Origin of the sequence: Nodosilinea sp. AN01ver1 (assembly GCF_050565655.1) — a bacterium.
Classification (GTDB): domain Bacteria; phylum Cyanobacteriota; class Cyanobacteriia; order Phormidesmidales; family Phormidesmidaceae; genus Nodosilinea.
This window is the reverse complement of record NZ_JBNXVS010000033.1, coordinates 20,821-43,826: the sequence shown is the minus strand read 5'-3', so window position 1 is coordinate 43,826 and position 23,006 is coordinate 20,821. Positions and strand designations below refer to the sequence as shown.

Here is a 23,006-nt window from a genome sequence, read left to right as displayed (position 1 = left end):
TACAGTCAATATCCCTAATCTTACTTAGGGAGGATTGCTGTAGACCTCGGTCTTGGGTTATGCTCCAGAGCATCAACGATACGGCCATGAGTCAGTGATGAATTTCGTTGGCAGTTGCATTTCTAAGCCAGCTTTGGGAGCAGCACTAGCAGATGTGCTGCCCTCTGCCGGGGTTTCGCTGGCCCAGAATGTTGACCCCAACGGAAAGCTAACTAATGTGCTGGACAAAGCGCATTTATGGCTCAAAACGATAGCTTGCTTTGTGCCTAGTCAGGAAGCAGGCGGTCAAGGAACCGCAACAGTTAAGCAAAGCCTAGAAGGCAATGGTGAACTCGGCAAGCCGTTCACCGACACGAGAATTTTAGCTACGGGTTACACAGCAATCTATTTGAGGCCGCTGACTCCACCATAGCTGTCTTGATCATGACAGCAGGAGGGGTGCCAGGCAGCCTGACGCAGGTACTTCAAAGCCCTGACAGAGTGCGTTTGAAAATTGGGTTTGGAGCCCATTTCTTCACATTCTTTAGGCCAAAGCTTTTATTCTTTGCTGTCTGGGGATACTTGCAAGCCCCAGATGCTCAAGTCATTTTTGAAGCTGGGAGAATTGTTCGCCAGCTTAGCAAGATCAAAATGGCTTAAGGCTCTGTCTCTTGCACTTTAGCTCCCTCAAAACAAGCTTTTACGGCGGTTCGTTAGGCGACCAGGGATTGCATCTTGTTGGCAGCGTGAACCTTCAACAAATTAGCGACAACAATGAATAACACTCTCGAGCAAAAATTGCCTGGGCAAAAGCCTCGCTTAAACTCTATTTGGGTAAAGCGTAAAACTCGCGTTCTTACCTCGCTTCTTGGCCCTGTTCCACTCTCGCTGGGCAATCGTCTGCGCTGTCTGTTTTACCGCTCAATTTTGGGCGATTTGGGCGAGGGAATCTATCTTGGTACGGAGCTAGAACTAGGGGGAGCGAAGGGAATTTTTTTGGGAGCAGGTTCAGCGATAGACAACAGGGTTCGCCTCGATAGCGGCGAACCTGATGGTCGCATCATCTTAAAACCACAGGTCTTGTTAGATCGAGGCGTTTCGCTTGAAGCCCTGGGCGGGTGCCTTGAGATTGGAGAACAAACCTGCATAGGTCCCTACGTTTGCATGGCCGGGCCAGGTGATATTCGAATTGGCAAAAACTGCATGATTGCTTCCCATGTCAGTATTTATGCCAACAATCATATTTTTACTGATCTTCATACTCCAATTGGCAAGCAGGGCGTATCTTGTGCTGGGATTGTCATTGAAGATGACTGTTGGTTAGGTACTGGTGTAAGAGTATTAGACGGGGTCACGATTGGCCACGGCAGTGTTATTGGAGCTGGGGCTGTTGTGACTAAAAACCTGCCACCTTTTTCCGTTGCAGTGGGCGTTCCGGCTAAGGTTATGTACAGGCGGTCTGATGCCACTTCAAAATCAGTTCCTGTAAAGCCGTAGCTACCGCAGTGCGTTTAGTTGGGTAGCCCGGCAACTCAACTGATGGAGCTAAGCGGCTAGTTTTGAATCGATTACCTGAATCCAAGTTTTGTTTGGGCAGGTTCTCTGCGGTTGGGCAATGGTACAGTGAGCGGTTAAAACAGGTACATAGTATTCTTCAACCGCTCTACTCTATGTCGTCACCTGACTGCCCGATTACCGACCTGGTTAGCCGGTGTATTCAAGCCCGCACCATTACCCAGTCGCAGTATCAGGAGCTAACCGCCCTGGTACTGGCCGATGGCACCGTCGATGAGAGCGAGCGCAAGCAGGTCAACCGCCTGTTTGACGCAATTCAGGTGGGGCGGGTGAGGATTTTGGACTAGCTAGCAGATGATGGGGGGATAGGGAAATGGCGGGATGAGGAAGTTCAGTCTTCCTTAACGTTCTCATCTCCTCATCATTCTCACCCCCTTCTCCCTTACTCGGTGATGCGTCCGGTCAGCGGCGAGCTGGCGATCGCCTTGCCCTGCACCGGAATGCGCCCGGCTCTGTAGGCGAGTCGTCCGGCCAGGGTGGCGAGACCCATGGCGCGGCCCATGGCGACGGGGTCGGCGGCTTTGGCGATCGCGGTGTTAATCAGCAGCGCATCGGCTCCCATCTCCATCGCTTCGGCGGCTTCGCTGGGGGTGCCAATGCCCGCATCGACCACCACGGGCACCGAGGCGTTTTCGATAATGATTTGAATATTGGCGGCATTGCGAATGCCCTGGCCCGATCCGATCGGCGAGCCCAGGGGCATGACGGTGGCGCAGCCCGCCTCTTCGAGGCGCTTGGCCAGCAGCGGATCGGCGTTGATGTAGGGCAGCACCGCAAAGCCCTCTTTGACCAGCTGCTCAGCCGCTTCCAGGGTGCCGATGGGGTCGGGCAGCAGGTACTTGGCGTCGGGAATGACTTCGAGCTTGACAAAGTTGTTGTCTTCCTGGCCCAGCAGCTTGGCCATTTCGCGACCCAGCCGCGCCACGCGAACGGCGTCTTCGGCGGTTTTGCAGCCCGCCGTGTTGGGCAGCATCCAGATCTTTGACCAGTCGAGGGCTTCAGCTAATCCCTCGTGGCCGGGGGCGTTGGTCTGCACCCGCCGCACCGCCACGGTGACAATGTTGCAGCCGCTGGCGGCGATGCTCTGGCGCATGGTGGCAAAGTTGTCATATTTGCCGGTGCCGGTCATCAGGCGCGAGGAAAAGGTGCGCCCGGCGATGGTCAGGGGGGAATCGCCAGGGACGGGAGCCAAATCGGTACCTAGTGTGGGAACGGTGGCGGGGGCAACATCGGTGAAGGTCATAGCCGAAGGGGGTGAAGAAAGGGTTGGTGGGGCAGAAAGGGATGGGGTAGGGGGGTGGAATCGCCGCCAGGAAAAGGGCTCTAGCTGAGCATTCCCCTGGCCTAAAACGCTCTGAGCCACCAGCTGAGCGGTGATGGGGGCGAGCAAAATGCCGTTGCGGTAGTGGCCGGTAGCCAGGGTGAGGTTGGCGGCGGGGCCGGGACCCAGAATGGGCCACTCGTCGGGGGTGGCGGGGCGATAGCCCCACCAGGTTTCGTCGAGGGTAAAGCTGGCCAGCTGGGGCAGCAGGGCGATCGCATTGCCCAGCAGCTGGTTCACCCCCCCAGCGGTATTGTGGGGCGCAAAGCCCGCATCCTGGCTGGTGGCCCCCAGCACAATGCGACCGTCGCGGCGGGGCACGATGTAGATGTCTTCGCCAAACAGCACTCGCTGCAGCGGCTGGGTCGTATCGGCACCGGGGGGCACCCGCAGACTGGCCATTTCGCCCTTTTTGGGAAACACCGGCAGGGGCAGCAGCTCGTGGGTCCAGGCCCCAGTGGCCAGCACAATGTGGTCGGCGTTAAAGTCACCTGCATTGGTGGTGCAGACTCGCTCAACCTGGCCCTGGTGCTGCTGTAGCGCGATCGCCCCGCTGCCCTCGTGCAGGGTAACGCCCAGATCGATCGCCGCCTGGCGCAGCGCCTGCACCAGCAGCCGATTGTCAACCTGGCCCTCGTCGGGGTACCAAAATGCACCCTGAACCGTGTCGCTCAAGCCCGGCTGGTAGTAGTTTAGGGTGGCAGCGCTTAGCCACTCCGCTGGCCTATCGGCAAGACCTGCGGAAGCCGTACGGCGCGGGGCCAAAATGCCGCAGGGCCAGTAGCCCACCGACTGCCCAGTCAGCGCTTCAAGCTTGTTGACCCAGGTGGGATAGAGGCTCAAACTGGCCAGGCACAGCTCTCGCATGGGGCCGGGGGCTATGCCCTCGGCCTGGGGGGCCAGCATACCGGCTGCGGCATGGCTGGCGGCCTGGGCAAAATTGCGGCTCAGCACGGTAACTGTGGCTCCCTGCTGCCGTAGCTCCAGCGCGATCGCCAGGCCGATAACGCCGCCGCCCACCACCAGGACGTCGATTCCCTGATTTACCATGCCGTTCAACTCAAGTGCTCACTGCCATTTTAGGCCACCTGAGGCCGCGACGGTCGCAGGTAGACGCCTGAGTAGAGCGATCGATAACGCGATCGCTGAGCCGCTACCACAGCGCCGGAATCGAGTCTAAATCGGGGTCAGGGGCGGGGCGAGTCGCCTCACCGGGCTGCACCAGACCCGGCTGAACGGGAGCGATATCGCCCGTCGCGGCGGGAAAGGTAGTCGCCTCACCCGCGCGCGGAATCACGTTGCCGGGGGCGGGAGTGACGCCGTTGGCCCCTACCGTACCCGTAGTATTTGGAGAAATAGTGGCGCGATTGCCGTTCTGGTCGGTGAAGGTGCTGTTGCCCGTAGCCGAAATGCCGCTGGTGCCCACCTCGCTCTGACGCTGCACCAGCTGCCCGGCCTGCTCGATGGGTACAGAACCCAGGTCACTGCCGTTGCCCTCAGTCGTTGTGTCGCTCAGGCTCGATATTTGTGTGCCCTCAGGGCCATTCTCAAAGCGATCGCTCAGCAGTCGATTGAGCCCGCCGGTTAGCATCACCGCGATCGCCGCCAGAATGCCGCCGATAATGAAGCGATTCATGGCCTTCCTCACCCATACCTATGGTTTATCATGGCGCAAATTGCCCCAGTTGACACGAAAAGCTCGATTTTTGGCCCTTTAGACATGCCAACTCAAGAAATATCCGTCTAAAGGCGCGAATGGGCCGTCAGAGCGATCGCGGTGAGCCCTCAAATAAGCTTCTAACAGGAACATTCCTAAGCCGGTTGAATAATTACGACTTCTAGCTTGAGGTCATTAAAATCGTCGAGGGAGTCTTGATCCTCAAAGGCAACATCGTAGCGGTTGCCGTTGGCGTAGCGAGTGCGCTTAACCCTAACGCCAAAAGCATCGCGCCAGGGGCTGCGGGCGTTGAGGCGGTTATCGCCATCAAAATAGTAGGTAAACAGGCCTGCCTCCGGCGGAAACGAGTACCAGCGGGTGGGGTCATTGTTGGTCACTTCGCGCCGCAGCTGCGACTCGGGGGGCAGCTGGTTGATGGGCCGGGGGGCAGCATTTTCCTGGTACACCCGCATCCGCTGGCGAAATAGCGCGTTGCCACCGTAGATGCGATACCACACCTGGTGGGGAGTGGTGGTGTTACTGGTATAGACCGAGTAGGCGGTCGCTGTTGGCATGGTCACAACCTCGTACTCGCGCACCAGATCGCGCAGGGGTGGAGCCTGCTGGGCGGAAGACCGCAGCCCCAGCGGCACGGCCAACAGCAGCACCGCCCCAAGGGCCACAATGAAACCGTAAACTGTACCGCGCCGTTTCATACTTTCAGCCACCAGGAGGTTTTGACCAAAGAATAACGCAGATTTTTGGGTTCAGAACGTTCAAAAGGGCTGATAACGACTGTGTAGACCGATTGAAACCGCAGCGAAGTCCTGGTGAATCAGGCTTGGTTTTTTGAGCGTGCTAGAGGCGAACGGTTTGATCTGGTAACGGGGGCAGCCGCGCCCAAATTCAGTCCTGAGCGGCCCATTCCATCAAAGAATGGCTGCTCAATCTCAGGGATATTGGGTTGAAGTCTGGTGGGATAGCATCCTGGCTGTCCATACTTGATGCCTCAGGCGGCGGCTTGCAGCGCCTGAAGGTCAGACCCACAAATGGCAGGCAGGTGGCGAGTAATTTTCTCAATATCCCAGTGCCACCACTGAATGGCCAGCAGGGCCTCAATGGTGGCCTCGTCGAAGCGGTAGCGAATGACTTGGGCGGGGTTGCCGCCAACGATCGCATAGGCGGGCACAGCTTTGGTCACCACAGATTGGGCGGCGATAATGGCTCCGTCGCCCACCTGCACGCCGGGCATGAGCGTCGCGCCATAGCCAATCCAGACATCGTTGCCGATCGCGGTGTCGCCTTTGTAGGGCCATTCGCTGGGCATGACCGACTCCCAACCCTGGCCAAACACGGGAAAGGGGTAATTGGTAAACCAGTCGGTGCGGTGGTTGCCGCCGTTCATGATGAACTTGACATCGGAGGCAATCGAGCAAAACTTGCCGATGATCAGCTTGTCGCCAATGAAGTCGAAGTGGTAGAGCACATTGCGCTCAAAGTTTTCAGGATGCTCAAAATCGTCGTAGTAGGTGTAGTCGCCGACGACGATGTTGGGGTTGGTGACGAGGGTGTTGAGAAACGCCGTGCGGGTGACGCCAGGGATGGGGTAGCGGGTGGTGGGGCTGGGTCCGTGGGGCATAGAGGGTGAGGGAGGTGAGGGGGTGAGGGGATGAGGGGGTGAGGTGACGGGCCGGTCCCTGAGCGGAGTCGAAGGGTGAGGTAGGTAGTGAAGGGGAAGTGAGAGGGGCGGTCCCTGAGCGGAGTCGAAGGGAGCGAAGTCGAAGGGAGCGCAGTCGTTGGTCCTGTGGACAGGCTTCGCCAACGCGCTAGCGTCTCCCGCTGGGAGAAAGGGCGCTACTTTTCGCCCAAAAACAGGCCGCTCTCAGAGCAGACGCCAGCCAGGGGTTTGTCCCACACATCCTTGGGCAGGCTGGGCAGGCGGGCGTACTCAAACACAATGCCAACGGTGGGAATGCTCTGCCAGGGGGGCTGGCTGAGCAGGCGATCGTAGTAGCCGCCGCCGTAGCCGAGGCGGTAGCCGCGCACGTCGCAGGCGACAGCGGGAACCAGGATGAGATCGACTAGAGACAGGTCAACCTGGGGCGATCTGGGGTGGGGTTCGACAATGCCGTAGGCCCCCTTGTGCAGGGGCCAGGTGTTTTGAGTTGACCAGTAGTGCCAGTTTAGCTGGCTTTTTTCGACGCAGCGGGGCAGACCCCAGTGCTGGTGGTGGGCCGTCAGGGGGCTGAGGTCGGGCTCCTGGCGAAAGCTGGTATAGGCCAGGATTACCCGGCACTGGCGAAAGTAGCTCCAGTTGAGCAGGTGGGCGCAGATGCGATCGCTTTTTTGTCGCCACACCTGGGGGGGAATGCTCTGACGGGCGCTGATCAGGCGGCGGCGTAGATCGGATTTGACCTGATGGTTGAGCTCTGAGGAAGAGGATTGAATCACGTTGGGAAGTAAACGGTCGATGGATAGCCAACAGCGACGCTAGGGCGTGTCATCAATTCTGGCCCAAAATCTTGAGAAATCAGCGTTGTCACGCCCGACCCCATACATAGGCTAGGGGCTTCAACACGTTATCCTTGGGCAGTTAGTAGACATTGTGATGACAGCCCCTAGAAGTAAATCAGGAGATTTAAGCCTGGAATGGTACGCGAGAGCGTCCACAGGAGCAGTGCTGTGTAGAGCAGACCCAACCCCCATTGATACCACACGAGCGCGGTTACGAGGCCCGGTACATGCTCGTCTCGTAACCGAATGTCATTAAAGCCAAATTTAAGCCAGTTGTTAAGGCTAAAGTCGAGGTAGTTGAGCCAGTTCCACTGGCGATCGAGCAGCAGGTAGGTGTAGCGATCGCGAAAAAACGGAAACTTCGGGATCACCGGCAGCCTCGCAATTAGCAGCCTGAGCTGCCGCAGGCTGCCGTCTTCGACAAAGTAGCTTTCATGCATCAGGTCATGGTAGCGCCCCCGCTTGAGCAGCAGACCAATCAGCACCGCCGGTACGGGCACCAGCAGCACAAACAAAAACCCCAGGGTGAGCCGCGGGTAGTCGGCGGCACGCAGCAGAGCGTTTAGCCCCAGCCCCAGCAGCAGGCTACAGCCCCCCACCAGCCACAGCCCTTCGACCAGCGGCGGCAAAACGGCAGGAGCGCGGCGGCGACGGTAGCGATCGACGAACCAAAACATCAGCGCAAAGGTCGGTATTGCCACCAGCCCCAGCCCAAAGGTGAGGCCAAAGCTGGTGCCGTAGCGGCTCAGCACTACCAGCCCCCCCAGCCACAGCCAGCGCAGCCCCAGCGCCAGCCGCTGGGTAATGGGAAACGAGTCGCGGGCAAAGATGCGATCGCGCACTTTCAAATACGCCGCCAGGTCAACCCCCGCCACGCTCAGCACCCCCTCAGTACCAATAAAGGTCTGGTTTTGCCGCTGCTCTACCACCGCCGCCGCCTGGGCTTCGGTAAAACCTGCCCGCACCAGAGCCGCCACCGAGGCGGTGTTGATGTTGGTGCCCAACAGCCGCTGCTGCCAGGCCCTGAGGCGCAGGCGCTCGGCGGTATAGGCGATGTAGTTGGCATCGCTAATTTGCTCCAGGCGGCGAAAGTTGCGCTCCAGGTTGCGCAGCAGGGTTTCGTTGCCCGCCAGCTGGGGCACCGAAAACACCCGGCCAATTTTGCCGGGGGTGCCCAAAATCTGGGTTTGCTCCAGGCTAAACTCCAGCCCCGCTACGTTCAGGTAGGCGGCAGGGGGAAACAGGGCGTCGCCCAGATCGACCTCGCTGCCCAGCATGGCGTTGCGCAGGTTAATCGGCTCGCCAAAGCGGGCCTGGCGCAGCACCAGCGGCGCGTCAAAGCGGGCCTCGGTAAAAAACAGCGCCTTGGCAAAGTAGCTGCGCACAAAAAAGGCCGACCCCAGCCAGAACGTGCGGGCAAAATCGGCCACTCCCTGCCACTGCACGCGGCTAAAGTTGAGGTCGCCCGCCAGCACGGCCCGGCTAAAGTTGGCGTCGGCTTTAAACTCGGCCCCCTGAAAGTTGGCCCCGGCCCGAAATTGACTCTGGTCAAAGCGGGCGGCTGCAAAAAATAGGCTGCCTTTGGCCTGTACCCCCCGGCGAAAGTCGGCCCCCGACAGGTTTACCCCCCGGTTAAAGCGCGCCCCCGACAGCAGTAGCCCCTGCTCAAACACGGCCCCACTGGCCAAGACGCGGCCCAAAAAGAAGGTGTCGCCCCCCAACACCTGACCATCAAAGCGAGTTTGCACCGCCACCAGCGGCGCTTTGAACAAATAAATTTGCTGACTGCTGCCCTGCCCCTGAATTAGCAGGGATTGCGACAGCCGACTGAGCTGCAGCAGTCGCTGGCGATCGCGCTTGAGCTGGGCCTGGCCCGCCTCACTCAGCAACGACGAGAGTGTATCGCCGTAGAGGGGTTCGCGCTGGCCCAGCCGCTGCAGGTCTAAATCACCCTGCACAACGGCATAGCTGAGGTCCAGGGCGGGAGCTGTGGCTGGCTTTTGCAGACTGTTGCTGAGCAGCCGATAAAAACTATCGGTCAGTGGGCTGTCGGGGCGCAGGTCAATGGTGTAATAGCGCAGGTCAATGGCGGCTCTGCCCTCCCGCTGCACTGGGGCAGCCAGTCGCTGGCGCAGGCCGTCGAGCGTGAGGGCAGGGTGACTGTCAACGGCCAGGGCGGTGGTAGGCCAGGCGATCGCGGTTACCACCACGAGCACCACCAGCAGGCTGAGCCAGGCTATCCACCGCCGCCACCAGTCGGGCACCGCGCCTACAGCGCTGCCTGCTGGCCAACATACATGGCCTGCAACACCAGGGCTGGGTCAACCCAGTTATCTTGATATTTCAGGCCCCAGTGCAGGTGTGGCCCGGTGGTGCGACCCGTCATACCCACCCGCCCAATGCGGGCTCCGGCGGGCAGAGACTGGCCTGCTCTGAGCTGAATGCCACCGTCGCGATCGACCATGGTTTTGCCCTGGCCACTGCCCTCCACATGGCCCTGCATGTGGCAGTAGATGTGGGTCCATTCGCCCGACTTAATGGCAATGGAGGTGCCGCAGGCCCCGTCACCTTCGACCCAGAGCACTTCTCCGGCCCACCAGTTGCGAATGTAGCTGCCGTTGGGGGCGGCTAAATCTAACCCGTAATGAAAACGAGAGCTACCGCTGTAGGGGTCACTGCGGTAGCCAAAGGGGGAGGTATAGGTTTGAAAATTTTCGACCGGGAAGGAGGCCCTTGTCCACAGCGCGGCGGTGAGCTGTTGGGCGCTGGCTGGGGGCGTCGCGCGGGGCATGAATACCGCCACCGCGATTGCCGTCGATAGGCCCAGCCCCAGCAGGGCCTGAGGTCGAGGCAGAGTCTTGATTCGTTTAGTTAAAGAGGAGGCTGTTGTCTTCACCCAGCGGGGTTTGAGCAGAGCAGCAAAAGACAGCCGTGGCAGAGTGCGGAGTCGACCGATCATGGTTCAAATGGCGATCGTAGGAGCAGCGAACATCGCCAATTAGCTTATCCCAGTTTTAGAAACTGGAGCGACTTTTTTGCAGGCTTTGCATTTAAACATCAAAGCTAACAAACGGCTATAAAGCCAGCCATTCAGCCGTAAATACGGCTGAATGGCTTTAGCGCTCCTATTTACTTAGCTAGAGGCAGTAACCCAGCATTCACGCCGGTCTAGATAAAACAGAAAACCATGTGCCCATGCGGCCTGGGTCAAAAGGTCGTCCAGGCAGCTTACTTATACTGGGCAGTGATCGAGGCCGCGAGTTAGGCGCTGGCGCTCGTCAACGTTGGTCGATCGGTTAATTAGTTAACAGTTAACGGCCTGCCTGGGCGGCAGCGGTGGCGCTGGCTAAAATCTGGGGCAGCCCAATTTCGCTGCACACTTCGTAGAAGGCGGTGACTGGCGGAGTCTCAAACAGGTGGGCAATTTTGCCCAGGGTCTGTTGGTAAACCGCATCCTGGTGGCCGTCCATGTTCTCGATGCTGTCCCAGAGAATGATGGCAATGCCGCGATCGCTACCCGGTTCTTGCAGCAGGTACGCGCCTTTAAAGCCTTCGGTGTAGGTCGAGACCGCCTTTTCGTAGAGCTGGCGGGCCTCGCTAAAACAGCCGGGTTTAAACTCGCCAATGGCCACGTAGGCGTACTTGTGGCGCAAAAAATCGTCAAAGTCACTCATAAACAGAAGTCGTCCTAGATCTGATCGTAACTGTCGTACGTTAAGTGTCGATCAGATGGTGACAACCGACACTTTTTCTTACCTAGGCTTTAGATTCTGTTACCGATCTTCTAACAGACGCTGACCCAGCGCCTTGAGAGATTGCCCCAGCGAGTGCCGCAGGCGCTGCCAGCCCCTGGCCAACCGCTGGCCCCAGCCTCGATTTCTAAGCAGCGTGACCACAATGGCCCCCTGCCGGTAAGCCACCTGCACCTGGCGATCGATCACGCGCTCGGGTAGGGGCACCGTCTGCTGAAAGTAGTTGATGCCAAGGTTTTGCAGCAGGGAGGTGCGGTAGCCCGACTGCCGCTGGCCCGAAAAGGTGAGCGATGTGGGCGTAGCCCGCACCTGCACCGCCTGCGGCTCTACCCCCGGCAAAAAGGCGGTGACCACCAGTGTATCGGCGGTGGTTTCAATCTCAAAGGAGGGCACCTGCACGCGGCCCGAGGGTGAAACCCCTAGCGGCATCAGGGCGGCGGCGATCGCATCCATCTGAGCCTGGGCCGCGCCTAAACCCCAAATGGGCGACTGAAACGACGACTGCCGCGACGATGATTGCCAGGTAACCATAGCCTAACTCCCTGCTTTCTATACTTATGATCATCGTGGTCAACCCGCCATTCCACAGGTCGGGAAAGCCCCCTGCTGCAGTGGGGTATAACCGCCATTAGCCTCCACCCGCCGCTATGAGAAAAATTCTCCACATCGATATGGACGCGTTCTACGCCTCCGTGGAGCAGCGAGATTTTCCCGCATACCGGGGCAAACCACTGGTGGTGGGCGGTCGGCCCGAGCAGCGGGGAGCCGTTGCCGCTGCCAGCTACGAGGCCCGGCGGTACGGCATTCACTCGGCGATGCCGTCTCGGCTAGCGGTGCAGCGCTGCCCAGAGCTGATCTTTGCCCGCCCTCGCTTTGAGGTCTACAAAGAGGTCTCGCAGCAAATTCGCGCTATTTTTCATCGCTACACCGACCTGGTCGAGCCGCTGTCGCTCGATGAGGCCTACCTGGATGTAACGGTCAACGCGCTGGGGGAACCTTCGGCCCTGGCGATCGCCCGCCGCATCAAGGCCGACATTCTTGCCACCACCCGCCTCACCGCCTCCGCTGGCGTGTCGGTCAATAAGTTTTTGGCCAAAATGGCCAGCGGCCAAAACAAACCCGACGGTCTGACCCTGATCTTGCCGGAGCAGGCCGCCGCCTTTGTCGCCGCCCTGCCGATCGAAAAGTTTCACGGTATTGGTCAGGTCACCGCTCGCAAAATGCACGCCCTGGGCATTGCCACCGGGGCCGACCTGCAGCCCTGGGCCGAGGCCGACCTGGTGCAGCACTTTGGCAAAGCCGGGCGCTTTTACTACCGCGTGGCCCAGGGCGAAGACGATCGCCCTGTGAACCCCAACCGCATTCGCAAATCGATCGGAGCCGAGCGATCGTTTTCGCCCGACCTGACCACCATGGCCGCCATGGTCGAGGCCCTAGAGCAGGTGGCCAACGACGTGACCCGCCGCCTGCGGGAGCAGCACCGCCGCGGCCACACCCTGACCCTCAAGGTCAAGTACGCCGACTACCGGCAGATTACCCGCAGCCGCACGTTTGCTGAGGCCATCGGCCCCGAATCGCCCCTTCTGCCCTGGGCTAAAGATATGCTGTTGACCCACTGCAATGGACCAGCCCCGGCGGGCCAGCGCCGCCAGCCCGTGCGTCTGCTGGGCATTACCCTCTCCAATTTGACACCGGTTGGAGAACCCGACTACGTTCAGCTTTCGCTAAAGGTTTAGCCATCGGCCCATTGTTGACGCTCTGGTAGTGACCTTTTGTAAATAAAGAATCAGAGAAATACAGCCTGGAGCTTGCCCCTTTTGCGGCAAAACCTTCAAACTGGCCTGATTATTTTCTACCTGGCGTAGGCGCGAACTGATGCACCGAGCCGCTTATAGCGCTGGCCAGTTCGCTCAGGACATTGCTGACCGCCTGTAGCCCAGCCTGGGACAGCGAACTGACGTATAGCCATCGCCCACAGGCGACCTACGAAAACGTTCTAACTGTTGTAGCGACGGCTATAAAAGCTAGCTTGCAAAGCATTGCTGCCTGTAACAGGAGATTACGTTTTTTATCGTCTGGGGTGATTGGTTAACCGCTGCGATCGCCCTAAATCTTCATGCCGCAATGGTTTTGCCTTTGTGTGGCAATGTAAAACGACAGCTGAAATAGCGCCGCCGAAAGAATAGTTCACATCTGCCGCTAGTAAAGTTCGCTAGGCTGAAATTATTGATAAATCAGGAACTCTCGCTAAACAACAGAGTTCTAAATCGGCATTTTGCCACTCATAATTCACAAGGCCTACATCGATGAATACGCTTTCTCACCCCACTGCCGCCAGGCCCAATCGCTGGGTCGGGGCGGTCTTGTTTGCGCTTATGTTTTGGTTCAGCAGCAGCCTGCTGATGGATTTTGTCATTATGCCCGGCCTGTTTGTGGGCGGCATGATGAACCAGCCCGATTTTGGCCCCACGGGCTACGCCATGTTTTGGGTGTTTAACCGCCTGGAGTTGCTGTGCGTGAGCGTCATTCTCACTGGGCTGCTGGTAGCTCGCCAGGCCCGCCGCGAGCAGGATGTGATTGCCAGCGGCTTTCGCAGCCGGTGGGCGACCGAAATTGCCGTGGTGCTGCTGGGCATTACCCTGGTGCTGACCTATGCGATCGCCCCGGCTATGGGCGCGCTGGGCGCATCCCTAGACCCCTTTGCGACCAGCACCGCCATACCGCCCGCCATGGACCAGATGCACGGTCTGTACTTTGGCCTCGAAGCGGTCAAACTGCTGGGCTGTGGCCTTTTGCTGAGCCTGTTTTACGGTGACTTTAGCCGGACTAAAGACGCCTGATTAGGCCCCGGTTTTAATCGCCGCGATCGACAGCGCCCCCGATCAGCCTGACCGGGGGCGCTGTCGATCGCGGCAAACATTAGAGCAAACCTGTGAACCATAGCGTTGGTCTGCTAGAAGATATAGCGCTGGCCAGTTCGCTTAGGACAATGCTGATCGCCTGTAGCCAAGCCTGGGATAGCGAACTGGCGTATAGCCATCGCCCATAGGCTACCTACGAAAACGTCCTAACCGTTGAGGCGACGGCTATAAGTCGGTTGCTTGCTGCTAGCGTAGGTGCAAGCCCTATCCCCAGCGTGAATGACCTTCACTACTAAGAGAGAGGGAGTTTCACGATTTAACTGGTTAGCTAAAGACTAATCTTGTGTAAACGATTATGACATTTGGCTGGCTGCGTAGTCGCCGGTTTTGGCTACTGATTTTGGTCGGAGCTGTAATCAGCTTGATTGCTAGTCAGCTGCCGCTGGCTGAATGGTTCGTTGTAGTCAATCAAAAGCTGGCAGCGCTGGGGTTTTGGGCAATTCCCGCCTTTATTCTGGTGTATTTTGTTGCCACGGTTCTAGGGCTGCCCAACATTCTTTTAATCTTGGTGGCCGGGTCTTTGTTTGGGCTGCTCAAGGGTACCGTGGTCGCTTCGATTGCTGACATATTGGGTGCAGTAGGCTGCTTTTTAGTTGGGCGCACGTTTGCCCGCGATCGCATTAGCCGCTGGGTGCAAAAACGTCCGCAGTTTGCTCGTATTGACCAGGCGGTTGAGCACAAGGGCTGGAAAGTGCTGCTGCTGACTCGCCTTTCGCCGCTGGTGCCGTCGAATATCTTGAACTACGGCTTTAGCTGCACGAAGGTCAACTTCTGGCAGTATGTTTTTTTCTCGTGGGTTGGCATGCTGCCCGTGATTGCCCTCTACACCTACATGGGGTCGTTTGGCACTTACCTGCTCAGCAGCGAAATTACCGTACAAAAAGTAGCGATTCAGGGGGTTGGCCTGGTGATGGCGCTGGGGGCGGCTCTCTATATCACCCGGCTGGTTCGCAAAGCGCTAATTCCTCCCTGCCCCGCAGAAACGCCCAGCCAAGAACCCAATCCTTCCGGACGACTCTAGGGCTCGATTTTGCCATCGGCCCTGGCCCGGTTAAGAGACTGGTGCACCCGGTAGCGCTTGACTACCCATCAAACGACACCAGCATGAGCAGAACGAAGCCCAACCCGTAGAGCCACGGCAGCGCGATGAAGCCGACGACAATCGGTGGGGCGGTGCGCCCGTAGGCCAGGGCGGTGCCAAGGGCCGAAATGACAAACATAGCGGGCACCAGCAGCGCGGCAACTACCAGCATCCCCCGCCAGGGCACCGTCATATTGGCGATGCTAATGATGCTGCCCCCGGCAAAAGGCACCCCAAGCAAGGCCCCCACCACACACACAATGCCGTTGAGAACGACTGGCCAGGACATGCTTGTGCCTCCGCTTTGGGCTGATAACAGCGCTGCACTGACCCTTGGGCCGTGCTCGCCCTATTTAGCCCACAACTACTCGGCTCTTACCACATCGGGCAGGGGGCGCTTGAGCCGATACAGCCACAGCAGCCCCACCATGCCCAGGGCAATACCGGTCAGACTGACGACCTGAGCGATTTTTAACGGCCCCAGCATCAGGCTGTCGAGGCGCAGGCCCTCGATCCAAAAGCGGCCCAGGCTGTAGGTGGCGAAGTAGACCAAAAAGATGGTGCCGGTCTTCAGCCGCCCAGGGTGGCGCAGGCCCCAGAAAAATAGCCACAGCACCAGACCCAGCACCCCCAAATTCCACAGCGATTCGTAGAGAAAGGTGGGGTGATAGTAGGCGACATTGCCCAGCCCCGGCGGGCGCTGAATGGGGGGAATGTAGACTCGCCAGGGCAGCGATGTGGGGCTACCAAAGGCTTCAGAGTTGAAGAAATTGCCCCAGCGGCCGATCGCCTGCCCCAGCACCAGGGCCGGGGCCACCACGTCGGCCAGCTGCCAGAACGAGAGTTTGTAGCGGCGGGCAAACAGCAGAGCCGCGATCGCGCCCCCCAAAATAGCCCCGTGAATGGCAATGCCCCCCTGCCAAATCGCCAGGGCCGAGAGGGGGCGATCGGCATAGCGCGGCCACTCAAACAGCACGTAGTAGAGCCGCGCCCCTGGTAGCGCCCCCAGCACCAGCCAGATCGCCAGATCGCCAATTCGCTCTGGGTCTAGGCCGCGCCGCTGGCCCAACCGCTGGGCCAGGTTAATGCCCAGCAGCAGCCCGGTCGTAATCAGTAGCCCATACCAGCGAATGGTAATAGGACCCAGCTGAAAGGCGATTGGCCCTGGGGAAGCCAGCTGCCCGAGGGGGCCAAACCCAGCCGCACTGGCGATTGCATGCATCATTAACGAAATGTAGAAACAGGACAGACCCGACTGCTAGCGGTTGGCAAAACAGCGGCGCTAGGTTCAGTGTAGGGTGCTGAGCTACCCTTCTGGCCGGGCAGCGCGGCTGTTTTGGCGGTGCTAAGCCTCTAAACGCCCCCACAAAACCGCCGCCTGATGCAGACCCATCCTGAATTCAGTTCCTTAGCTGGCCTGCTGATCTAGCGCCAGGTCGTGGCACAGCCTGCGAATTGAGTTGGCAACGGCGGGCGAGGCCGGGTGCAGCACCCGCTGATAGCTGCGATAGGCGGCCCGAAATTTTCCTAACCCGTGCAGAGCTACCCCGCGAAACAGCCAGGCCTGGGTGTGGCTGGGCGATCGCCAGAGAGCCTGATTGCAGCAGGTCAGCGCCAGCCTGGGCTGGTTGAGCAAAATCAGCAGCACCGCCTTCTGCACCCACAGGCGGGCATTGGCCAACCCGGCCAGGGCCTGGGCCTGCTCTACACTTTGCAGGGCCTCTTCGTAGCGACCCAGGCAGCTGAGGGCGTCGGCCCGACTGCACCAGCCTTCGGCCTGGTGGGGGTCAAGGGCCAGGGCCTGCTCAAACTGGGCCAGGGCCTCCTGGTAGCAGCCCTGCTCCAGATACAGCTTGCCCATTTCGCCGTAGCGCAGGCGTTCAAAGTCGTCAGTCGGCTGACTTGGGGCCAGCGCCGTGGGGCGAGGGCCAGTGGGTAAAATCTGGCGATTGCGCACACAGGTTTCCATAGGTCCATCCTTTGTGTGAGAGGAAGCGATCGATTTGGTAGCCAACGGTAGTTAGCCCGTATGGCGATCCTGTGTCAGCGCTATATCGACGGTATGGCGGAGTTATTGCAGCTCCGATTCACCCCAGGCCCCAAAGGCCTTTCCGGGCGCGCCAGCGGTAAGAACATCTCGTCGTCACAGCATCGCCATATCAATGACATAGCTCATCCTTAAGCTGAGGCTCAATTGCGGCTCCTATGAGTCTCAATACTCAGGCTATTTAATTGTGAGGAGGTGAAACATGCAACTGGGCCTGTCCTACAAGCGCTATCAGCTCGACATTCCCCCAGCGGTGTGGTCGGAATTTTTTGATCGGCTCACTGACGAAAACCGGGGCCGGTTGATTACGCTCAAGCAGCTAGATGACCAGCTGGGAGATTTTGAAGTGCTGCGCCACACCCCCCTCTATGCCATCACCTACGATCGCCCCGACTGCGGCAGCGACCTGGTTGTCACCGTAGGCCGTCCCCAGGGCCTGGGCGAAGCCACCTACGCCCACCGCGTTGTGTGCCCCCAGGCGGTCAGCATCGTCACCGATGAAGATGGCGTTGTGCTGTCCTGCACCATCACCAATCGAGACCAGGCCCAGAGCAAGATCAGCTTTCAATCCTAGGGCGTGGCATCAATTGTGGCCAAAAGCTTGGTATATCGAGCCTTGTCACGCCCGACCCAAAAGACAAGCTAGGGCGGGCCTCAGTTGCGTCTGCAATTGTGGCTACAATCCTTAGCCCATCAGCAATTATCATTGACGACAACCTCTGGCGCTAGCGCTGTTTGAGCCAGGGGTTTCTCAATCTGGCTTTATGTAGAAGACATGGACTATGTATTAAAAACTACAAAAAATCACTTTGGGGGCAGCCTCTTGACGCGCTGGCACAAAACCCAGCGCTACCATAGGATTCATCAGCCTAAGATCTCGGTAAAATCAGGCAGGCGATCGCCTCTTATCCTGGTCTTTTGACCGTTGTTCTATATCCCTACCCATTTGCCATCCGCCCATGCACAACGCCAATAGCCGCCCCTCCGACCCTGAGAACCTTCCGGCTACCAAAGTTAAGGGAGTTTTGCGTGAAACCGTTGAAACTCTTGGTCTCAGCGTACTGCTAGCCTTTGGCCTGCGCACCTTTGTGGCCGAGGCTCGCTATATTCCCTCTGAGTCGATGCTGCCCACCCTGGAGATCAACGATCGCCTGATCATCGATAAAGTGAGCTACGACTTTGGCAATCCTCAGCGGGGCGACATTGTGGTGTTTCGGCCCCCCGACGCCCTGGGCCAAAAAGACGCCTTTATCAAACGGCTGGTGGCGCTACCGGGAGACGTGGTCGAGGTCAAAGCCGGCCAGCTTTACATCAACGGTGAGGCTCAGCAAGAGCCCTACATCGCCGCCAAACCCGACTATCAGTACGGGCCGGTGACGGTTCCTCCCGATTCGTACCTGGTGCTGGGTGACAACCGCAACAAGAGCTTTGACTCCCACTACTGGGGCTTTTTGCCCAAAGATCACCTGATTGGTCGGGCCGTCTTTCGGTTTTGGCCCCCCGACCGACTGGGTGATTTAGACTAGAGATGGCTTTTGGCCTGGCTCTGCCGGTTCAATCACGGCTGGCCAGCTGGGCCAACGCTGGGCTCAACCCCCCTGTCGCTTAGCCCCAAAGGCGCTGAACACAGCCCAAAGCACAGTACCTAAGGAGACGCACCCGATGGCTAAACTGGTTGCGATCGGCGATAGTCTGACCCAGGGCTTTCAAAGCGGTGCTATTTTTCGAACCGATTTGGCTTACCCAGCGCTGATGGCCAGGGCCCTGGGCCTGAGAGTGCCCAGCGAATTTCCTATTCCATCCTTTGCGGGCAGCGGCTTACCCGTCAACATTGAAGACCTGCTGCGATCGATGGAGCAGTCTCTGGGCCAGGAGATTAGCTCCTGGGAGTGGGTAGTGCGGCTGCCCACCCTGCTCAGCCAGTACGTCGATCGAGTTGAAGACCTCTACGAACGCGGGGCCGGGTCTCGACCGGCTTCCTACGGCGGGTGCTACCACAACCTGGCGGTATGGGGCTTTAAGGTTATCGACAGCATGACGGTTTCCTCAGACTACTGCGACAAAGCCATCAACCGCGAGGAAGGATGGCTCGAAGACGACTTTTTTGGCCTGCCGGCGGCCCCCATGTATCGCACCGCCAAGCAGGTGCTAAACCCCAGCTTTCAGGCCCAAAAGTCTACCTGGACACAGCTGCACAATCTCAAGGCGATTGTGCAGCGGGACGAGCAACTCGACGCGCTGATTCTCTGGCTGGGCTCTAACGACTGCCTGGGTACGGTGATTGACCTCAGCCTCAAAGACATGACCGCAGCCGATGTGCAGCAGCTGGAGCAAAAGGGGCAGATCAACGATCCGCAGGCCCGCCGCGACTGGAACCTCACCAACCCGGCTCTGTTTCAGCGCGACTTTACCGCCCTGGTTGAGACCGTAGCCAAAATTATCTTGCCCAGCACCAAAGTGTTTGTGGGTACTGTCCCCCACGTCACCATTCCGCCCATTACCCAGGGGCTAGGAGAGTTTGATGGCAAATACTTTGAGTACTACGGCTCGTTTTTTGCTAGCCCCTACAACACCAGCAACCCGCCCCAGCGGCGGCACCTGACCAAGGCTGAAGTAATCGCGATCGATCAGCGGGTTGATACGTTTAATCAGATCATTCGCGATGTCGTCGGCAGTCAGGGCCAGGCATGGACCATTGTCGATACCGGAGCCATGCTAGACGCCCTGGCCGTCAAGCGCAACAACAGCACCGACGCCCCCGGTTTGCCACTGATTGAGTACTGCCGCCGCAACGGTCGCCCCGACCATCCGCTGCTCAGCCTGGAGCCAGTGCCCAGTATTTTGCGGTTTACGACTCACAACGCCACGCGTTTGCAGGGCGGCTTGTTCAGCCTCGACTGTATCCATCCCACCACCATTGGCTACGGCTTGATTGCCGAGGAGTTTTTAACGGCGATGCAGACCGCTGGCGTCGCCGGGGCCGACCCGCTCCGGCTCGACTGGCCCGACATCATCATCCACGACACGCTGCTCCAGGCTCCCCCGGCCCTGTGGGACGACATTCTCACCGCCGCTGAGCACAACGCCGCTCTTTGGGATACGCTACTGAGCTTTATGACTTAGTGGTCTGTCAATCCTAAAATTGTAGGTTGGGTGGCGCGCTAGCAAAACCCAACAAGGCTGACTGCTGTTGGGTTCCACTGCGTTTCACCCAACCTACAGGACCCCTAATTTTTAGTCTTGACGCTGCATTAGGGCAGGAGCGAGGGGTTGGTGGCCTTTACTGGAGGTCAGCTGAGGTCAATCAGTCGTACAGGCGGCAGCGGCTAAAGTCAATTTGCTGGCCAATTGAGCACTGCACCAGACTGCGACCGGCGGCGAGCGCGGCCTGGCTGGTCGAGTAGGCCTCGCCGTCGGTGAGGGCTGACAGCTCAGGCGTAATCACCCAGCAAAAGAACCCGGCTGAGCGGCGCTGAGTCACCGCTACAATCCATTCGGGAAACGCAATTAGGGTATTTAGCGTATCGCTTGCCATTGGCTTTACTCCCCCCAGCGGAGGCTCTAGATTAGAGGCTCTAGGTTGGAGACTCTACGTTAGTTATAGCTAGCCCAGGTGAGCTGTAGCCAGACCGGCAAGCAACACCCGCCGTCTGGATAACTACCTATTGCTATTAAGTGCAAGTGTACTATACTAGTTCTCTAAAGACAACTGTCCCAGGGTTCAGGGGTCTTGTCGTACCGTACCGAGGCAATTATGGCGGCGAAAAAAGGCAAAGAGCAGAGTGAGAAAGAGAAGGCGCTGACCATGGTGTTGGGCCAGATCGAGCGCAACTTTGGCAAGGGCTCGATCATGCGTCTGGGCGATGCCGCCCGCATGAAAGTTGAGACCATCCCCACCGGAGCCCTCACCCTGGATTTGGCCCTGGGGGGCGGTTTGCCCAAGGGGCGCGTAATCGAAATCTACGGCCCGGAAAGCTCGGGTAAAACCACCGTAGCCCTGCACGTGGTGGCTGAAGTGCAAAAGGCGGGCGGTGTGGCTGCCTTTGTCGATGCTGAGCACGCCCTCGACCCGATCTATGCTGCCGCCCTGGGGGTTAATGTCGAAGAGCTGCTGGTCTCCCAGCCCGATACGGGTGAGATGGGCCTGGAGGTGGTCGATCAGCTGGTGCGATCGTCGGCTATTGATGTGGTGGTGGTAGACTCGGTGGCGGCCCTGGTGCCTCGCGCCGAAATCGAGGGTGAAATGGGCGATGCCCACGTTGGCCTGCAGGCTCGCCTGATGAGTCAGGCGCTGCGGAAAATTACCGGCAGCATCGGCAAGTCGCAGTGTACGGTCGTCTTTTTGAACCAGCTGCGGCAAAAAATTGGTATTTCCTACGGCAACCCGGAGGTGACGACCGGGGGCAACGCGCTCAAGTTTTACGCCTCGGTGCGCCTGGATATTCGCCGTATTCAAACCCTGAAGAAGGGCACCGAAGAGTACGGCATTCGCGCCAAGGTCAAGGTGGCGAAGAATAAAGTCGCCCCCCCCTTCCGCATCGGCGAGTTTGATATTCTCTTTGGTCAGGGTATCTCCAGTATGGGCTGTCTGGTGGATCTGGCCGAGCAGCACGGCGTGATTGTGCGCAAAGGGGCCTGGTACAGCTACGAAGGCGACAACATTGGCCAGGGCCGCGAGAATACAATCCAGCGCCTGCAGGAAGATGCCGAGTTTGCCCAGAAGGTTGAGGCTCAGGTCAGAGAGAAGCTAGAAATTGGTGCTGCCGTTGCCGAAGCTGAAGATATTGAGGTCGAAATGGAGGACGCGGACTACCCGAGTGAAGATGAGTAAGGGCTTGGCCTGCGGCTAGCGCCCTATATCGCAACCTGCACAACGGGTAGGCTAAAAACCCGGTTCCTTCGCTGCTGTTCTGCTGGCATGACCTGTAGTTGGGTTGAGGAACCGGGTTTCTGTATTGATGGGAGCTGCTTTTGGCCTTAGTTGAGCTGGGCGCGAAAGCGATTGATGCTAATGCCCAGCAGCAGCACGGCAAACCCGACCAGGGTTAGCACCTCGGGCAGCAGCACCTGCAGGCCAACGCCTTTTAGGATCAGGCTGCGGGCGATGGTGACGTAGTGGCGCAGGGGGTCGAAAAACGACAGGGTGCGAAAGAAGGCGGGCATGCTCTCGATCGGGGCGATCGCCCCCGACAGCTGAATCAGCGGCACGTTAAAGAAGAACGATGTCAGCACCACCTGCTGCTGGGTGCGCGAAATGGTAGCCAGCAAAATACCGATGCTGATGCAGACCACCACGTACACCCCCGACAGGGCCAAAAATAAAAAATAGCTGCCGCGAAAGGGTAGGCCAAACACCAGGCGGGCGATCGCAGAGGCCAGCAGCACATCCCCCATCAGCACTATGAACAGAGGGGCGATCTTGGCCGCCAAAATTTCCCAGCCCTGGGCGGGGGTCATCAGCAGCTGCTCCAGAGTGCCCGTGTCTTTTTCGCGAATGACCGTGGTGGAGGAGACCAGCGAGCCGGTCAGGGTGAGCACCACCCCAATTACCCCCGGCACAAAAAACCAGCTGCTGAGCAGGCCGGGGTTATACAAAAACTGCGCCGACACCTCGACGGGTATGTCTGTGGGCAGCCCTGGGGCCAGGGTTTGCCCGTAGCGGTTGATCATCTGCTGCATGTAGCCGCTGGCAATGCCTGCTGTGTTGGCATCGACGCCGTCGATCAGCACCTGCACATCGACCGATTGGCCTGCGGTGAGGCGATCGCCAAAGTCAGGCGGAATCACCAGGCCCGTTGAGATCTGCCCCCGGCGCACCTGCTGACCCAGCATCCCCACGCTGGGCTGAAACGACTGCAGCTCAAACACATCGTTTGCGACCAGGTTGGCCACAAACTCGCGACTGGCGGGGCTATGGCTGTAGTCAACCACGCCCAGGCTGAGATGATCGACCGCCGGGTTGAGCGCCAGCCCAAACACCAAAAGCTGCACCGTGGGCGGAAACAGCAGCAGAAAGATGATCTGGCGGTTTTTGAGAATCTGCCGGATTTCTTTCAGCATCAGCGACCAGAAGCGGGAGTTGGTGAGGGGCATGGGTGGGAAGGGTGAATGGGTGGATAGATAGATGGGAGAGGGACCGGGTGCCTTTTAGACGGTGAT

The 23,006-nt window shown here is 58.8% G+C and carries 24 protein-coding genes; 10 read left to right on the top strand and 14 right to left on the bottom strand.

The features are described from left to right. Positions 1 to 97: 97 nt before the first annotated feature. The 3 genes from ACQ4N7_RS21155 to ACQ4N7_RS21145 all read left to right on the top strand — a co-directional run bounded on the left by ACQ4N7_RS21155 (position 98) and on the right by ACQ4N7_RS21145 (position 1,841). On the top strand, positions 98 to 412 hold the full coding sequence (locus ACQ4N7_RS21155; protein ID WP_430713476.1) for a hypothetical protein: 315 nt from the start codon (positions 98 to 100) through the stop codon (positions 410 to 412). 341 nt (positions 413 to 753) lie between these two features. Then, complete coding sequence (locus ACQ4N7_RS21150) at positions 754 to 1,476, top strand: acyltransferase (RefSeq protein ID WP_430713475.1); 723 nt, start codon at positions 754 to 756, stop codon at positions 1,474 to 1,476. A 173-nt stretch (positions 1,477 to 1,649) separates the two neighbouring features. Next, complete coding sequence (locus ACQ4N7_RS21145) at positions 1,650 to 1,841, top strand: hypothetical protein (RefSeq protein ID WP_430713474.1); 192 nt, start codon at positions 1,650 to 1,652, stop codon at positions 1,839 to 1,841. A 95-nt stretch (positions 1,842 to 1,936) separates the two neighbouring features. Here ACQ4N7_RS21145 and thiO read toward each other — a convergent pair whose 3' ends face one another. From thiO to ACQ4N7_RS21100, 9 genes are all read right to left on the bottom strand, one after another. Then, positions 1,937 to 3,925 (bottom strand): glycine oxidase ThiO, encoded by a 1,989-nt coding sequence (gene thiO / locus ACQ4N7_RS21140; RefSeq protein WP_430713473.1) that lies wholly within the window; start codon positions 3,923 to 3,925, stop codon positions 1,937 to 1,939. 103 nt (positions 3,926 to 4,028) lie between these two features. Further along, the gene (locus ACQ4N7_RS21135; RefSeq protein WP_430713472.1) at positions 4,029 to 4,511 is read right to left on the bottom strand and encodes a hypothetical protein; all 483 of its coding nucleotides are present in this window, start codon (positions 4,509 to 4,511) and stop codon (positions 4,029 to 4,031) included. Positions 4,512 to 4,687: 176 nt separating this feature from the next. Next, complete coding sequence (locus ACQ4N7_RS21130) at positions 4,688 to 5,248, bottom strand: hypothetical protein (RefSeq protein WP_430713471.1); 561 nt, start codon at positions 5,246 to 5,248, stop codon at positions 4,688 to 4,690. Between the two features lie 293 nt (positions 5,249 to 5,541). Beyond that, positions 5,542 to 6,171, bottom strand: a complete 630-nt coding sequence (locus tag ACQ4N7_RS21125; protein WP_430713470.1) for a CatB-related O-acetyltransferase — start codon at positions 6,169 to 6,171, stop codon at positions 5,542 to 5,544. Positions 6,172 to 6,386: 215 nt separating this feature from the next. Beyond that, positions 6,387 to 6,983 (bottom strand): 5-formyltetrahydrofolate cyclo-ligase, encoded by a 597-nt coding sequence (locus ACQ4N7_RS21120; RefSeq protein ID WP_430713469.1) that lies wholly within the window; start codon positions 6,981 to 6,983, stop codon positions 6,387 to 6,389. A 167-nt stretch (positions 6,984 to 7,150) separates the two neighbouring features. Continuing rightward, entirely contained in the window at positions 7,151 to 9,310 is a 2,160-nt protein-coding gene (locus tag ACQ4N7_RS21115; RefSeq protein ID WP_430713468.1) for a pentapeptide repeat-containing protein, read from the bottom strand. A gap of 5 nt (positions 9,311 to 9,315) precedes the next feature. Further along, positions 9,316 to 10,005 (bottom strand): M23 family metallopeptidase, encoded by a 690-nt coding sequence (locus ACQ4N7_RS21110; protein ID WP_430713467.1) that lies wholly within the window; start codon positions 10,003 to 10,005, stop codon positions 9,316 to 9,318. 352 nt (positions 10,006 to 10,357) lie between these two features. Then, the gene (locus ACQ4N7_RS21105; RefSeq protein WP_430713466.1) at positions 10,358 to 10,720 is read right to left on the bottom strand and encodes an antibiotic biosynthesis monooxygenase; all 363 of its coding nucleotides are present in this window, start codon (positions 10,718 to 10,720) and stop codon (positions 10,358 to 10,360) included. Positions 10,721 to 10,819: 99 nt separating this feature from the next. Further along, on the bottom strand, positions 10,820 to 11,329 hold the full coding sequence (locus ACQ4N7_RS21100; RefSeq protein ID WP_430713465.1) for an Hsp20/alpha crystallin family protein: 510 nt from the start codon (positions 11,327 to 11,329) through the stop codon (positions 10,820 to 10,822). A 116-nt stretch (positions 11,330 to 11,445) separates the two neighbouring features. On the opposite strand from ACQ4N7_RS21100, the gene dinB reads away from it, so the two are divergent. The 3 genes from dinB (at position 11,446) to ACQ4N7_RS21085 (ending at position 14,740) form a co-directional block, all read left to right on the top strand. Then, positions 11,446 to 12,534, top strand: a complete 1,089-nt coding sequence (gene dinB / locus ACQ4N7_RS21095; protein ID WP_430713464.1) for a DNA polymerase IV — start codon at positions 11,446 to 11,448, stop codon at positions 12,532 to 12,534. A gap of 570 nt (positions 12,535 to 13,104) precedes the next feature. Next, entirely contained in the window at positions 13,105 to 13,638 is a 534-nt protein-coding gene (locus ACQ4N7_RS21090) for a hypothetical protein (RefSeq protein WP_430713463.1), read from the top strand. Between the two features lie 376 nt (positions 13,639 to 14,014). After that, positions 14,015 to 14,740, top strand: coding sequence for a TVP38/TMEM64 family protein (locus ACQ4N7_RS21085; RefSeq protein WP_430713462.1), 726 nt, complete (start codon positions 14,015 to 14,017; stop codon positions 14,738 to 14,740). A gap of 61 nt (positions 14,741 to 14,801) precedes the next feature. Here ACQ4N7_RS21085 and ACQ4N7_RS21080 read toward each other — a convergent pair whose 3' ends face one another. The 3 genes from ACQ4N7_RS21080 to ACQ4N7_RS21070 form a co-directional block, all read right to left on the bottom strand. Continuing rightward, positions 14,802 to 15,089 (bottom strand): hypothetical protein, encoded by a 288-nt coding sequence (locus ACQ4N7_RS21080; protein WP_430713461.1) that lies wholly within the window; start codon positions 15,087 to 15,089, stop codon positions 14,802 to 14,804. Positions 15,090 to 15,164: 75 nt separating this feature from the next. Further along, positions 15,165 to 16,025: a prolipoprotein diacylglyceryl transferase gene (gene lgt / locus ACQ4N7_RS21075; protein WP_430713460.1), complete on the bottom strand. Its 861-nt coding sequence runs from the start codon at positions 16,023 to 16,025 to the stop codon at positions 15,165 to 15,167. Between the two features lie 183 nt (positions 16,026 to 16,208). Continuing rightward, the gene (locus ACQ4N7_RS21070; protein ID WP_430713459.1) at positions 16,209 to 16,769 is read right to left on the bottom strand and encodes a tetratricopeptide repeat protein; all 561 of its coding nucleotides are present in this window, start codon (positions 16,767 to 16,769) and stop codon (positions 16,209 to 16,211) included. 280 nt (positions 16,770 to 17,049) lie between these two features. Here ACQ4N7_RS21070 and ACQ4N7_RS21065 point away from each other — a divergent pair, with 280 nt between their 5' ends. From ACQ4N7_RS21065 to ACQ4N7_RS21055, 3 genes are all read left to right on the top strand, one after another. Next, entirely contained in the window at positions 17,050 to 17,421 is a 372-nt protein-coding gene (locus ACQ4N7_RS21065) for a DUF5335 family protein (protein ID WP_430713458.1), read from the top strand. A gap of 385 nt (positions 17,422 to 17,806) precedes the next feature. Further along, complete coding sequence (gene lepB, locus ACQ4N7_RS21060) at positions 17,807 to 18,373, top strand: signal peptidase I (RefSeq protein WP_430713457.1); 567 nt, start codon at positions 17,807 to 17,809, stop codon at positions 18,371 to 18,373. Between the two features lie 136 nt (positions 18,374 to 18,509). Then, a complete protein-coding gene (locus ACQ4N7_RS21055; protein WP_430713456.1) occupies positions 18,510 to 19,970 on the top strand; it encodes an SGNH/GDSL hydrolase family protein in 1,461 nt (486 codons plus the stop codon). Positions 19,971 to 20,151: 181 nt separating this feature from the next. Here ACQ4N7_RS21055 and ACQ4N7_RS21050 read toward each other — a convergent pair whose 3' ends face one another. Then, positions 20,152 to 20,382 carry a hypothetical protein gene (locus tag ACQ4N7_RS21050; protein WP_430713455.1) on the bottom strand — a complete coding sequence of 77 codons (231 nt, stop codon included), beginning with the start codon at positions 20,380 to 20,382 and terminating at the stop codon, positions 20,152 to 20,154. Between the two features lie 219 nt (positions 20,383 to 20,601). Between ACQ4N7_RS21050 and recA the strand changes: the two genes are divergently transcribed. Next, a complete protein-coding gene (gene recA / locus ACQ4N7_RS21045) occupies positions 20,602 to 21,678 on the top strand; it encodes a recombinase RecA (RefSeq protein WP_430713454.1) in 1,077 nt (358 codons plus the stop codon). A gap of 146 nt (positions 21,679 to 21,824) precedes the next feature. Here recA and ACQ4N7_RS21040 read toward each other — a convergent pair whose 3' ends face one another. Next, entirely contained in the window at positions 21,825 to 22,940 is a 1,116-nt protein-coding gene (locus tag ACQ4N7_RS21040; protein ID WP_430713453.1) for an ABC transporter permease, read from the bottom strand. Between the last annotated feature and the right edge of the window lie 66 nt (positions 22,941 to 23,006).